Source organism: Nocardia sp. NPDC050712, assembly GCF_040654295.1.
Taxonomy (GTDB): Bacteria; Actinomycetota; Actinomycetes; order Mycobacteriales; family Mycobacteriaceae; genus Nocardia.
This window is the reverse complement of the sequence record NZ_JBFAHT010000002.1, coordinates 186,877-199,407: the sequence shown is the minus strand read 5'-3', so window position 1 is coordinate 199,407 and position 12,531 is coordinate 186,877. Positions and strand designations below refer to the sequence as shown.

Sequence of the window (12,531 nt, the reverse complement as noted above, 5' to 3'; positions counted from 1 at the left end):
CCTACAGGAACCGGCGGATCGGTTGCACGGCCACTTCCCGGGCCCGCTGCGCCAGCGAGCGCCGCTTCCAGCGACCCTCCCGAATCCGGTCGCTGGCCTCGAGATCGGCCTCGAAGTCGGCGTCCAGGGCGGCGGTGAACTCCTGGTCCAGGACCGCGAGCATGATCTCCTCGTCGTGGTCGAGGGAGCGTCGATTGAAGTTGGTCGAGCCGACCAACGCGGCGACCTTGTCGACGGTGATCACCTTGGCGTGCATCATCGTCGGCTGATATTGGTAGATCTTCACCCCGCACGCGGTGAGGTCCTCGTAGAAGTGCTGGCCGGCCAGCTGGCAGACCCGCTTGTCGGTGTGCGGGCCCGGCAGCAGGATCTCCACCTCGACACCGCGGCGCGCGGCGGCGCACAGCAACTCGATGAAGTACGCGTCCGGGGAGAAGTAGGCGGTGGCCAGCCGGAAGCGTTCCTCGGCCGACTCCAGCATCACCCGGAGCAGGGTCTGCATGTCCTGCCAGCCGAAACTGGCCGAGCCGCGCACCACCTGCACGATGGCGCCGCCCGCCTGCTCGTGATCGATGAAACGGTCACGGTCGTCGAAGAGTTCGTCGTGGCACTCCGCCCAGTTCTGGGCGAACGCGGCGGCGATTCCGTCCACCGCCGGGCCCTGGACCTCGACGTGGGTATCGCGCCACTCGCGCTCGTTGCGCGCGTCGCCGCACCACTCCTCCGCGATGCCCACGCCACCGGTGAACGCGGTCTCCTCGTCGACGACGAGCACCTTGCGATGGCAGCGGTGATTCTGCTTCAGCGGCGAGAGATAGAGCGGCTTGCGGAACCAGGCCACCTGCACCCCGGCCTGCTCCATCCGCTCCAGCAGTTCGGTATCGATCAGCCGGCTGCCGAAACCGTCCAGCAGCAGCCGCACCCGGACACCGGCGGCGGCCCGCTCGGCGAGCGCTTCGGCGAAGGCGCGGGCGATATCGCCCTTCCAGTACACGAACGTCATCATGTCGACCGTGTGCTCGGCCCGGGCGATCCCGGCCAGCATGGCGGCGAAGATCTGATCGCCGTTGCGCAGGGGAGTCAGCTTGTTCCCCTCGGTCGCCGCGATGCCGATCAACCGCTCCAGCCGCCGGCGAATGCGGGTGATCCGCAGCTCCGCCGATTCGGGAGCGTGCGGGAGTTCCTTCATCACAACTGGTCTCGTCTGAACCTGAGACACTTCCGAGCCGTTCATCTGCCGGTGATACCCACACTTGCTGCCTTGCAACGCAGTCCGCGCCGCCGAGTGATGTGACATTGGGCATCGACCGATTCGGCTCGACTCCCGTTTGGATCACCACTTCCGGGGCATCTCACATCGTTTCGGAGTCGACGCGGCCGCGCTCGGCTCGAGCACGGCCGCTGTCGAACTACTCAGTTGACGCCGGTGCCGAGCGTCGTGGCCAGGAAGGGCCAGGAGACCTTGAGGTCGTCTTCCCAGTAACCCCAGGAGTGGGTTCCGGTCGGGCGGTCCTCCAGGGTGACCGGGATGCCCAGCTCGTTGAGCCGGTCGGTGAGGTTGATCGTGCAGTAGCGGATGGCCGCCTCGATCGGGCCGCCGAAGGCGATCTGGATCGGCAGCGGAATGCGGCCGTCCTGGACGCGGGCGTCGGCCGGGGTGTCGTGCGGGGCGCCGGGGATGCCGCTGCCGGTGGTGAGGTAGACGGCGGTGCCGCGCAGGCCCTCGGCGTTGACCAGGGGGTCGTTCGCGCGCCAGCGCGGGTCACTGGCCGGGCCCCACATGTTTTCGACGCTCTGGCCGCCACCCCAGTTCTCCACCGTGATGCGGACGAATTCGTGGCCGATGGGATCGGAGGTCTGCGCGCACCCGCTGTAGGAGGCCACGCTCTTCCAGAACCCGGGCTTGGCGATGGCCAGGTTGAGCACCGAGGTGCCGCTCATCGAGACACCCGCCAGCGAACGATTGTCGTTGGCGCCCAGGAACTGTTCGATCACCGGCGGCAGTTCCTCGTTCAGGAAGGTCTGCCACCGGTTGAAGCCGAGCTTGGCATCCTCGCGGATCCAGTCGGTGTAGTAGGAGTTGGCGCCGCCGACCGGGGTCACGACGTTGACGTCCTTGGCTTGCAGGAATTGGATCACGTCGGTCTGCGCGTCCCAGCCGCTGCCGTTCGGCCCGCCGCCGGAGCCGTTGAGCAAGTACAGGGTCGGGCGCGGCGCACTCCGATTCGCGGCGCGCAGCACCTGGATCGGGATCGCCCGCCCCATGGCCGGGGAGAACACCTGCACGGTCTGCTGGGTGCCCTCCGGGCCTTCCACCGAGACCACGCGGGCCCCAGCGGGTTCGGCCATCGCGACACCACCCAGCAAACCGGTCGAGACCAAGGCCCCGGCCAAGGCCCACCGCAGCGCCGCTCCCCCTACCGATCGCAGTCCTGTCATACGCGTCTCTCCTCTGCTCGCTCGGTAGATTCCGCGCTCCCGCCCGCGAGGGCCTTTCGGGAACAACGTCGAGCAAAGATTCGCGCTGCTGCCGCACCAGGTTTGGTCTGGTCGGCAATTGCCTTACGGCAGATCGGAAAAGTGCACGTCCTGCGCCACAGCGGTCACCAGCAATCCGTCGGCGCTCGGCGTGATGGCCGTCAGCCGGGCCCCGAGCGGCAGCCGCTGCAACGGCACGGTGAAGGTGAGCGAGCTGCGCAGCAGGGCCAGCGGGATGGTCGGCCCGCCGGCCGCGGCCTGGACCGAGACCGGCGTGACCTGGAAGCCCTCCGCGGTCGGTGCGACGGTGACGACGACTGTCCCCGGCACCGGGATCCCTTCCACCGAGAAGGTGCCGGTGACGCGCAAGCCCTCCGGGCTGTTCGAGATCGTCCGCACGCCCTCGGGCGCGAAGCCCTTCACGGTGTCGTAGGGCACCACGCCGGTAGCCGTCGCGGTCGCGGCGACGAGGTTCGAGGTGTCACCGCCGACCAGATCGCCGAGCGGGGCGGACACATCGGTCAGCCGCACATCGAGATCGCGCACCGTGATGTCCTGATCGCTCCACTCCCCGACCAGGACGTCGACGTTGCGGTAGCGCCCCTCGACGGCCTGGGTCAGGAACGGGAAGCCGCCGATCCCGACGCTGGGATCCGGGGTCAGGTTGTACTCGGCGGCGACCTTGCGGCCGATCTCATTCTGCGCCAGCACAACTGCCACCCGGTCGCCGGCGACCAGCAGTATCCCCAGCACGACAATCGATATCAGCAATCCGCGCATGCGCTCACCAGTCCGTTCATCCCACCATCATGCTGTGCCGCGCGGCCCGCGGCCGATCGACGCGAATGTCGGTGGGTGTCGGTAGCGTCTGGGCTGTGGAAACAGGGGAACGTATCCAAGAACTCGCGGACCGCATCGTAGCGCTGCGCGACGCCTACTATCAGGGCTCGCCGCTGGTCGCGGACGCCGAGTACGACGTGATCGAGGACGAGCTGCGCGGCCTGGTCCAGGCGCATCCCGAGCTCGCGCCCGATCCGAATCCGCTGGAGCAGGTCGGCGCGCCCGCGGTGCTACACGCGCCCATCCGGCATTCGCGGCCGATGCTCTCGCTGGAGAAGGCGACCAAGCCCGAGCAGGTCGTGGCGTTCTTCAACCGCTTCCCCGGCCAGCCCGTGGTGGTGATGCCCAAGCTCGACGGTCTGTCCCTGGCCCTGGTGTTCGAGGACGGGCGGCTGGCACGGGCCATCACCCGCGGCGACGGCAGCACCGGTGACGATGTCACCATGCTGGTCCGCGCGCTGGTCGACGGCGTGCCCGAGCGCATCGACACCCCGGGGCGGGTGGAGGTGCGGGGCGAGGCGGTGATGCTGCGCTCGACCTTCGTCGCCTACAACACCGCGCATCCGGACAAGCCGCTGATCAATCCGCGCAATGCCGCCGCGGGCACGCTGCGCGCCAAGGACCCGGCCACGGTGGCCGAACGGCGCCTGCAATTCTTCGGCTTCGATCTGGACGCCGCCACCGACGAGGCCGCGCTCGATCTGGAAGAGGGCCTGAGCGCGCTGGGCATCGCGGGCGCGCGGATGCGGCACTGCGTCGACGCCGAGCAGGCGCAGGCCGCGATCACCGCGGTCGAGCAGGGCCGCAACGATCTGGACTACGACCTCGACGGCGCGGTGCTGCGGCTGGCCGATCGAGAGGCCTACGCGGCGGCCGGAACCCGGTCGAACTCCCCGCGCGGCGCCTTGGCCTTCAAGTTCGCCGCCGAGGAGAAGACGACGCTGCTGGCCGACGTGGTCTGGGATGTCGGCAAGACCGGCAAGATCGTCCCGGTGGCCTGGCTGGAGCCGGTGTTCGTGGGCGGCACCACGGTCACCAAGGCCACGCTGGCCAATCAGGAGGTGATCCGCGCCCGCGACATCAAGGTCGGCGACACGGTGCTGGTGCGCCGTGCGGGCGATGTGATCCCGTTCGTGGCGGGCGTGCTCGACGCGGCCAAGCGCACCGGCGAGGAGCGCGAGATCGTGCCGCCCACCGTCTGCCCCTCGTGCGGGCAGCCGGTCACCGAGCAGGGCAACAGCCGGGAGTTGTTCTGCACCAACGTCGCCTGCCCCGCGCAGACGGTGCGCAGGCTGATCCACTGGGCGTCCCGGGCGGCGGCCGATATCGACGCCATCGGCCAGGTCTGGATCGAACGTCTCGCCGAGGCGGGCATCCTGGAGCGCCCGTCGGATTTCTACACGCTGACCAAGGAACGCCTGCTCGAATTCGATCGCGTCGGCGAGGTCTCGGCGCAGCGCATGATCGATTCGATCGAGGCCAGCAAGCAGGTCGGCTTGCGCCGCGCGCTGATCGGCTTCGCGATCCCGATGGCCTCCGACGGCACCGCCGCTCGCCTGGCCCGCTCCGGGTTCGGTTCGCTGGAGGAGGTCGCCGACGCCGGCGAGGAACGGCTGGTGGCGGTCGACGACATCGGGCCGAAGGTCGCGGCCTCGCTGGCCGCGCACCTGACCCGCCTGCGTCCGGAACTGGAACGGCTGCGTGAGCTGGGCGTCTCGCTCGATGTGCGCGCGGAAGATCTGCCGCCGGTCATCGCGGCCGGTGCGCCGCTGGCGGGCAAGTCGGTGGTGATCACCGGCGCCATCAGCGATCCGCGCTCCGGCGAGAAGGTCGCCCGCCCGACGTTCCAGCGCCTGTGCGAGCAGGCCGGCGCGACGGCGGCGTCCTCGGTCTCGGCGAGCACCGATCTGCTCATCACCGGCGCGGGCGTCGGCGACAGCAAGCTGACGAAGGCGGAGAAGCTCGGCGTCGAGGTCGTCGATCAGGGTGAGATCTGGGCGCTGCTGATCGCCGCCAAGGTCGTCTAGCCGGTCACTAGGCGTCCGGCCAGGGTGTCTTCCGGTGCAGGTCGGCCATCTGGTCGGCCAGCTCCGGAATCGGGCCGACGGTCTGGATGCCGGGCGCCACGTCGGTGATGGGCAGGGCCTGGAATGGGGGCATCGCCTTGCCCCATTCCGTCAGCCAGTTGGTCAGTTGCGCACTGGAACTCGCGAAGATGATGCGGCCGATGCCGGCCAGGGCGTTCGCGCCGGAGCACATCGGGCAGTGCTCCCCCGAGGTGTACATGGTGGTCTCGGCGCGTTCCGTGGCGGACAGATTGCGCAGCGCCCAGCGCGCGAGCTCGATCTCCGGGTGCCGCAGCGGGTCACCGGCGCTGATCTCGCGGTTGCGGTCCTCGGCGCGGCGCTTGCCGTCCCCGTCGACCAGCAGCGACCCGAAGGGCCGGTCACCGTCGGCGAGCGCCTCGGCCGCGAGCTCGACGCAGCGGCGCAGGTGGTGCAGATCTTCCGCGGTGTAGTTCCCGATGTCAGGCATGAAGCAACGCTACTGCGCCCGCACCGACCGATCCGAAGCGCCGACCGGTTCGACCACCCACCACACGATCGCGGTCCACACCGCGGCCAGCAGGACCGCGCCCATGATGTCGGTCGGATGGTGCGCACCGGCGTAGAGCCGCTGCACCGCGACCAGCACCGGAATCAACAGCGCGGCCGCGGCGAGCAGCCGGTACTGCCATCGGTTGGTGCGGGCCCACACCAGCGCGGCGATACCCGCGTAGAGCGTCACCGAGGCCGCGACGTGCCCGGACGGAAAGCTGGCGGTCGGCGGCAGATCGGGATTGAGATGGACGACCCGGGGACGGTCGCGATCGACGATCGCGGCGGTGGTGAGGAACAGCGTGATCTCGCCGAGCAACGCGACGCCCAGGAACAGCACCGGCCGCCAACTACGGAAGACCGCCACCGCCAGCACCGCGACCACCAGGGCGACCGCGATGATCGCGACGGTATTGCCGACTTCGCTGAACACGTTCAGCAAGCCGGTCCAGGTGGAGGTCCGGTGTTCGGCGAACACGGTCACCACGCGCAGATCCCAGTCCAGGACAGTGGTATCGGATTCCAGGAACTTCACCGCCATGCCGAGACCGATCAGCAGCCCGACGAGCAGCACCCACGCGACCGCGAGCTCACCGACCCCGCGCCACGGATGCGACATCAGGGGCGGGTGCTGGACCGGCACGGGGCGCAGGTCGTCCTCGGTGTCCGCCGAGACATCACCGGGCAGCGGACCCGTGTCACCGGTTCCCGAGTCGCGCCGCCAGCGATAGAACGCGACCGTGGTCAAGCCCAGCCACAGCGCTCCGAGCAGCCAGCCCGCGAGCACATCGGTGAGGTAGTGCACGCCGAGCGCGATCCGCGTCAGCCCGATGACCACCACGAGCACGACGACGGCCGCGGTCACCGCGCGCCGCGCGCCGGTCCGCAGCAGAGGCACGAACACCAGGGCGACGACGCCGTAACCCACCAGCGAGTTCATCGAGTGCCCGCTGGGAAAGCTCCACCCGCCGGCACTGGAGACCGGCGTTTCCACCACCGGGCGCAGCCGTTCGACCAGCTGTTTGACGACCAGATTGAGAATCGAACCACCGACGCCGGTGAGCAGCACGTAGAACGCCAGGCGCGGCTGACCGCGCCGGGCCAGCCAGAACGCGGCCACCGCGAGCATCGTGGCCAGCGTGACGGTCGCGCCCAGCGTGCTGATGCCGGTCAGCACCTTGCGCAGCAGTTCGTTATCCGCCACCACGGCGACCAGCTTGTCCGCCACCACCTGATCCGCGGTCTGCAACGGCGCCCAGCGTGCTCGCACCAGCAGGGCGAGCGCGCTGAACGCGATACCGATCGCCGCCGCGCCCGCCAGCGCCAACGCGCTGGTGGCGACGAATCGTTCGACGCCCGCGCTCTCGTCGCGCGGATCCGGGCCACCGGGGTCGTCGATGTCCGTCGCGATGCCGCCTTCGAGCCGGTCGACCGACAATGCACAACCTCCACCGCTTACGCGGCACCCGCCAGGAGACCATCGGGTCCGGGTGCCGTCCGTTGTCGACGGTTTCCCAGAACGCGCGATCGCAATCAAGCCGGGGCGGCGCCTATCCCTCGAGGATCTTGCGGAGCACCTCGAGGTTCGCCGCGACCGCCGACTTGACCTTGGTCTTCACCAGCGGACCGGCCAGCCGCTGCGGCCCGCTGAGTTCCAGCGCGATGGTGTTGCGCAGCCGCGTGCCACCGGCCACGGCTTCCAGGTCGTAGGACACCACGGCCGGGAACGGTCCGAGCTGTCCGCGGATCTGTAGTCGTCGCACCGGCTGATACTCGGTGACCTCGAAGTCCTCGGTGGCAGGCTCGGGGATCGAGCGGGTCTGGCGGTAGCGGGCGCCGACTCCGACCGGGCCCGGCGAAACCTGGACCGTCTCGACGATGGCGTAATTCCAGGCCGGAACATTCTCGAACGCGGCGAGGTAGGCGAATACCTCCTCGATCGGGCGGTCGATGGTCAGCGTGTTGTCGAACGTTGTCATACCGCGATCAACACCGGTCGCGATCTGATATTCCGGTCCACATTCAGTTGATGAATGGAAACTAGTTGCCGTACACTCGCATTCGTGAGTGACGCACCAACCCCGCAGCAGGCGCTGGACATCGCTTCCGCTCTCACGCGGCAAGCCCGGACGACGGCCCCCATGCCGCGCTGGGCGCCTCCGGTCGCGGGGCTGCTGGGCGGTGGCGGGATCACGCTGATGTACATGGGATTGTTCGGCCCGGCGTTAGATCTCACCGTCCTCGTTGCCGGAATCGTGGTGGCGCTCATGTTCGCCGTTCTCGTGACCTGGTTGCAGCGGGCGTGGAAACGCGGCGGCGTGATCCCACGGACGGTGATGCCACCCCTGGAATCGTGGCCGCAGATCGTGTTGTTCATGGTGGTGGTGGCCACTGTGACCGGCGTGGGCAGCTACCTGGGCGGCCAAACCGGAAGCCTCCGCTGGCTGTTCGTTCCGTTCGGCCTGATCATCGGCGGCTGGTTCTGGTTCGCCCTGGCATGGCCGCGGGCCGGCGCATGCCGGAACTGACCGAGCTGTTCGCCTCGCTGCCCCGGCTGAAGGTGGTCGCGTTCCTGGACGGGTGCAGCACGGCCGAATTCGGAACCGTCACCGAGCTCTGCGACCTGAACAAATCCACCCTGTCCAAGGCGATGACGGTCTTGGAAGCCGCCGGGCACGTGACGATCACCAAGGGATATGTGGGCAGGCGGCCGAAGACCTGGCTGGCGCTGACCGAGAGCGGGCGCAAGGCGTATCACGAGCACCTCGCGGCCCTGACCGCGCTCACCCGCACCGCCCGGGACAACCACGACGGGATCCCCTCCGGCAGCACCTGATCGGCCCGGGTGCCCGGTGCGACCGCGCCGGCCTGTGCAAGGGACCGCCCGCCGCGTAGTGTGCGAGAACGTATTTCGCTCGGCCGGAGGCGCGCGTCGGTTGTCATCGTTGGTCCCTGGATTCGTCGCCTGGCCGTTGACCATCGGTATCGCGGTGCTCGCGGTGGGTCGTTTTCTGCTCTGCCGCGCGACGACCCTCGATCGGGTCATCAATCAGCTGTTCGCGTGGGGCGCGGTCGGGATGCTGCTGTATCGGTTCTCGGCGATGCCGGGCGCGGCGGGGCCGGTGTACGAGCTGGCGCTGGGCTGCGTCGTGATGACGACGACCTACCTCTACGCGATCGGCTGCATCCGGCGCGGCGGCTACGATCCGGACACGCTGCGCCGGCGGCAGCGGTGGTGTGGCGGTGCCGGACTGGTGGCGGCTGCCGCGATTCTGATCGCGGGTGCGACCGCGCGCGCCGACGGACAGCCGGTCGAGATGAGCCTGTCGGGACCCGGGCTCGTCTTCGTGTTCGCGATCGGGGTGCCGGTCGCGTTCAACACGGCGGTCTGGCTTCGGATGCTGCTGCGTGAGTTCCGTTCGACCGACCTCACGTCGACCGAACTGGCCCTCGGGGCGGGCATGACACTCGCGATCGGGTTCGCCTGGGTCGTCCAGGTGCTGTCGATACTGCAACTGGTCACCGGATGGCCGCAGCTCGGCCCGCAGTTGCCGCGGGCCGAGCTGGTATTCACGGTGTGCCTCGCGGTCAACGGTCTCGCGCCCGGGTTCCCGCTGGTCCTGGCGTTGGTCCGGGCGGCGCGGCTGGATCGCGCGGGGCGGGCGTGCCGCCGGTTGGAACCGCTGTGGCGGGATCTCACGGCGGCGGTGCCCGAGATCGTGCTGCGGCCGGTGGCCGGCGCCGATCCGGCCACCCGGGTCTTTCGGATGACCGTCGAGATCCGGGACGCACTGTTGCATCTGACGCCGTATCTACCCGCCGCCGCACCCACCGAAAACCGCGGCGGTCTAGAGGATTATGCGCGACGAGTCGCGCATGCGGCGGGCGAGCGCCGGGCGGGAAGCGCGCCGGCGCACGAGTCGGTCACGGCCCGATTGCCGCTCGGTGGCGGCGATTTCGATTCGGATTTCCGTCAGCTGCTCGACTTGGCGCGGGTGTGGCGGCGGGTGCGCTCGGAACCGCCTGGCACGCAACGACTTACCCGCACAGGGCGTGCGTGAGCAGACCGCCGATATCCAGCGCGGTAGGCGTTCCGGTGAAGGAGACGGTGACCGCGCGTCCGGACCCCTCGGCGACACCGGTGATGGCGGTGAAGCCCCGTACGCCGCCGACATTGCCGACATATCTTGTGCCACAAGGAAGTTGGGCGTATCCGATGCCGAGGCCGTAGGACATGCCGTCCCCGTTGCCCATGTCCACACCGTCGAGCATCTGCGTGAGCAGGGCCTGCGGCACCACCTGCCCGGCCAGCAGCGCGGTATAGAAGCGATTCAGGTCGGCGCCGGTGCTGACCAGTGCGCCGGAGGCCCACGGGATGGACGGCTCGATCCGGGTCCGGTCGGCCGGGCCGCTGTCGAGGGTGTCGTAGCCGGCCGGATGCGGGTCGCGCAGGCCGGTTTCGCCGGTGCCGGGCAAGTAGGTGTGCGACAACTCCAGCGGTGTCAGGATCCGGCCGCGCAGTTCGTCGGTGTAGCGATGTCCGGTCACCGCCTCGATCAGCATGCCCGCGACGATGTAGTTGCTGTTGGCGTAGCGGAACTGGCTGCCGGGTGCGAATTGCGCCGGTAGCCGCATGATGAGCGCCAGCTCCTGTGCCGGGGTGTAGGTACGGCCGGCCAGCGCCGACTCGTACTCGTCGACCTCCGGCGCCGCGGCCGGTTCGGGCAGTCCGCTGCGATGCCCGAGGAGCTGGCGGACCGTCACGGTCGGGCCGTCGGCGGTGGTGAGCAAGCCCGGCAGGTATTTCTCGACCGGCTGGTCGAGTTCGATTCGGTGCTCCGCGACCAGTTGCAGCACCAGGGCCGCGGTGAAGGTCTTGGTGATGCTGCCGACGCGGACGTACTGCGGCGGATCGGTGGGAATCTTTGCCCCCGTGGCGATATCGGCGTGCCCGGCGGTCACGACGGAGGTGGCGCCACCCTCGGTGAGGGTGGCCAGCGCGCCGACCGCGCCGGAGCCGACCAGTGCGTCCAGATCGGCGCGCAGTCGTTCCGCGGCGACCGGAGCCGCGGCGGCGGGAGGCGTGTCGGTCGCGCAGGAGGACAGCAGGACCGCCGCCGTGCAGATCGGGAGAACCAAGGTTCGTATACGCATGAACCGACGGTAGAAACGCAAGGCGTACCGGCACATCGGACCGTGGTATCGCGCCGGCTCGGTCTGTGGTGCTAGTCCCGGGGCGGGCCTCGCGCTGACAACACTGCCGAACGCTAATGGAACAAATTTCCCGTTAGCCTGGTTCCTCTGATCAACACAACTCAGAGAACGGAAAAGCAATGCGTACCTGGAAGAAGACACTCGCGGTGGTCACCGCCGCGGCCGCCGTCACCGCGGTTGTCGCCTACTCGAACACCGCGGCCGATCCCCGCCCGGCCGAAACCTGGACCACCGCGTGGTCGGTCCCGATGCAGCAGCCCAGCGTCGGCTTCGAACCGAACTGGTCGCTGGAGGGCTTCGCCGATCACACTGTGCGCCAGGTCATCCGGACCACCGGCGGCGGCACCACGGCCCGGATCACGCTGTCCAACCATTTCGGCGCGGGTGAGCTGCGCATCGCGAACGCCACCATCGGCCGCAGCGACCGCGGGCCCCAGGTGCGACCGGAAACCCTGCGGCCGTTGCGTTTCGACGGCGCCGAGGCGGTGACCATCGCACCCGGAGCGGAGATCACCAGCGACTCGGCCGAACTGCGGCTGGCGCCCTTCGAATCGGCGACGGTCACCCTGTATCTCGCGGAGCGGAGCGGCCCAGCGACCTTCCACGCCCAGGGCTACACGAGCAGCTACCGGGCCACCGGTGACCGCGTCGCGGACCCGGACGGCTCGGCCTTCACCGAGGCCACCCACTCCTGGTACTACCTGTCGGATCTGGAAATGACCGGGGGCAGCGCCACCGCCGCTGAAACCATTGTCGCCTTCGGCGATTCCATCACCGACGGCTTCGGCTCCGACAACGACGCCGACAACCGCTACACCGACGCCCTGGCCGAGCGCCTGGCCGCCGCGGGCACCCCGCGCACCGTGCTCAACGCCGGGATCGGCGGCAATATGATCCGCACCGACTCCGCCTGGTTCGGCGAAAGCGGATTGCACCGTTTCGATCGCGACGTCCTGAGCACCCGGGGCGCGCGCACCGTGATCGTCTTCGGCGGGCTCAACGACATCGGCTTCTCCGAGGTGGATCTGCCGACCTACAAGCCGAACCCGAACGTGACGGTCGAGGACCTCATCGCCGGCCACCGCGACCTGATCGCTCGCGCGCACCGGGCCGGGCTCACCGCGATCGGCGCGACCCTGCTGCCGATGAAGGGCGCCGAGTATTACAACGACACCTCCGCGGCGAAGATCCGGGCCCTCAACGCGTGGATCCGCACCAGCGGGGAGTACGACGCGGTCGTCGATTTCCACGCCGCGGTGGCAGACCCGGCCGACTCCGAAAAGCTGAACCCCGCCTTCGATTCCGGCGACCACAAGCACCCCAATGCCGCCGGTTACGCGGCGATGGCCGCCGCCTTCGACCTCGGCACCCTCTGACGAACGAACTCCCTCGCGGGCCGGGT

General features: G+C 69.1%; 12 protein-coding genes. 5 read left to right on the top strand and 7 right to left on the bottom strand.

Translation table 11 applies throughout. The annotated features are described in order from the left end of the window. Window position 1: 1 nt before the first annotated feature. The 3 genes from AB0H76_RS11275 to AB0H76_RS11265 form a co-directional block, all read right to left on the bottom strand. Window positions 2–1,189 (bottom strand): phospholipase D-like domain-containing protein, encoded by a 1,188-nt coding sequence (locus AB0H76_RS11275; protein ID WP_357326085.1) that lies wholly within the window; start codon window positions 1,187–1,189, stop codon window positions 2–4. Between the two features lie 224 nt (window positions 1,190–1,413). After that, window positions 1,414–2,439, bottom strand: coding sequence for an alpha/beta hydrolase family protein (locus AB0H76_RS11270; protein WP_357321022.1), 1,026 nt, complete (start codon window positions 2,437–2,439; stop codon window positions 1,414–1,416). 123 nt (window positions 2,440–2,562) lie between these two features. Then, the gene (locus AB0H76_RS11265; protein WP_357321019.1) at window positions 2,563–3,258 is read right to left on the bottom strand and encodes a DUF2993 domain-containing protein; all 696 of its coding nucleotides are present in this window, start codon (window positions 3,256–3,258) and stop codon (window positions 2,563–2,565) included. 95 nt (window positions 3,259–3,353) lie between these two features. Here AB0H76_RS11265 and ligA point away from each other — a divergent pair, with 95 nt between their 5' ends. Continuing rightward, entirely contained in the window at window positions 3,354–5,345 is a 1,992-nt protein-coding gene (gene ligA, locus AB0H76_RS11260; protein WP_357321017.1) for an NAD-dependent DNA ligase LigA, read from the top strand. Between the two features lie 7 nt (window positions 5,346–5,352). On the opposite strand, the gene AB0H76_RS11255 is transcribed toward ligA, so the two are convergent. The 3 genes from AB0H76_RS11255 to AB0H76_RS11245 form a co-directional block, all read right to left on the bottom strand. Continuing rightward, on the bottom strand, window positions 5,353–5,853 hold the full coding sequence (locus tag AB0H76_RS11255) for a nucleoside deaminase (protein ID WP_357321015.1): 501 nt from the start codon (window positions 5,851–5,853) through the stop codon (window positions 5,353–5,355). A gap of 9 nt (window positions 5,854–5,862) precedes the next feature. Beyond that, a complete protein-coding gene (locus AB0H76_RS11250; RefSeq protein WP_357321012.1) occupies window positions 5,863–7,353 on the bottom strand; it encodes a phosphatase PAP2 family protein in 1,491 nt (496 codons plus the stop codon). A gap of 112 nt (window positions 7,354–7,465) precedes the next feature. Beyond that, window positions 7,466–7,894: an SRPBCC family protein gene (locus AB0H76_RS11245; RefSeq protein WP_357321010.1), complete on the bottom strand. Its 429-nt coding sequence runs from the start codon at window positions 7,892–7,894 to the stop codon at window positions 7,466–7,468. 84 nt (window positions 7,895–7,978) lie between these two features. On the opposite strand from AB0H76_RS11245, the gene AB0H76_RS11240 reads away from it, so the two are divergent. From AB0H76_RS11240 to AB0H76_RS11230, 3 genes are all read left to right on the top strand, one after another. Further along, complete coding sequence (locus tag AB0H76_RS11240) at window positions 7,979–8,443, top strand: hypothetical protein (protein ID WP_357321007.1); 465 nt, start codon at window positions 7,979–7,981, stop codon at window positions 8,441–8,443. Next, window positions 8,431–8,751, top strand: coding sequence for a transcriptional regulator (locus AB0H76_RS11235; RefSeq protein ID WP_357321004.1), 321 nt, complete (start codon window positions 8,431–8,433; stop codon window positions 8,749–8,751). The genes AB0H76_RS11240 and AB0H76_RS11235 overlap by 13 nt, the downstream gene beginning before the upstream one ends. A 100-nt stretch (window positions 8,752–8,851) precedes the next feature. Beyond that, window positions 8,852–9,976, top strand: coding sequence for an MAB_1171c family putative transporter (locus AB0H76_RS11230; protein WP_357321002.1), 1,125 nt, complete (start codon window positions 8,852–8,854; stop codon window positions 9,974–9,976). Here AB0H76_RS11230 and AB0H76_RS11225 read toward each other — a convergent pair. Then, window positions 9,954–11,069, bottom strand: a complete 1,116-nt coding sequence (locus AB0H76_RS11225; RefSeq protein WP_357320999.1) for a serine hydrolase domain-containing protein — start codon at window positions 11,067–11,069, stop codon at window positions 9,954–9,956. The genes AB0H76_RS11230 and AB0H76_RS11225 overlap by 23 nt on opposite strands. 179 nt (window positions 11,070–11,248) lie before the next feature. On the opposite strand from AB0H76_RS11225, the gene AB0H76_RS11220 reads away from it, so the two are divergent. Further along, window positions 11,249–12,505 carry an SGNH/GDSL hydrolase family protein gene (locus AB0H76_RS11220; RefSeq protein WP_357320997.1) on the top strand — a complete coding sequence of 419 codons (1,257 nt, stop codon included), beginning with the start codon at window positions 11,249–11,251 and terminating at the stop codon, window positions 12,503–12,505. The last annotated feature ends 26 nt before the right edge of the window (window positions 12,506–12,531 follow it).

Coding starts and splice junctions, on each gene's coding strand:
- AB0H76_RS11275 (WP_357326085.1), bottom strand. CDS start 1,189: ATGAAGGAACTCCCGCACGCTCCCGAATCGGCGGAGCTGCGGATCACC.
- AB0H76_RS11270 (WP_357321022.1), bottom strand. CDS start 2,439: ATGACAGGACTGCGATCGGTAGGGGGAGCGGCGCTGCGGTGGGCCTTG.
- AB0H76_RS11265 (WP_357321019.1), bottom strand. CDS start 3,258: ATGCGCGGATTGCTGATATCGATTGTCGTGCTGGGGATACTGCTGGTC.
- AB0H76_RS11255 (WP_357321015.1), bottom strand. CDS start 5,853: ATGCCTGACATCGGGAACTACACCGCGGAAGATCTGCACCACCTGCGC.
- AB0H76_RS11245 (WP_357321010.1), bottom strand. CDS start 7,894: ATGACAACGTTCGACAACACGCTGACCATCGACCGCCCGATCGAGGAG.
- AB0H76_RS11235 (WP_357321004.1), top strand. CDS start 8,431: ATGCCGGAACTGACCGAGCTGTTCGCCTCGCTGCCCCGGCTGAAGGTG.
- AB0H76_RS11225 (WP_357320999.1), bottom strand. CDS start 11,069: ATGCGTATACGAACCTTGGTTCTCCCGATCTGCACGGCGGCGGTCCTG.
- AB0H76_RS11220 (WP_357320997.1), top strand. CDS start 11,249: ATGCGTACCTGGAAGAAGACACTCGCGGTGGTCACCGCCGCGGCCGCC.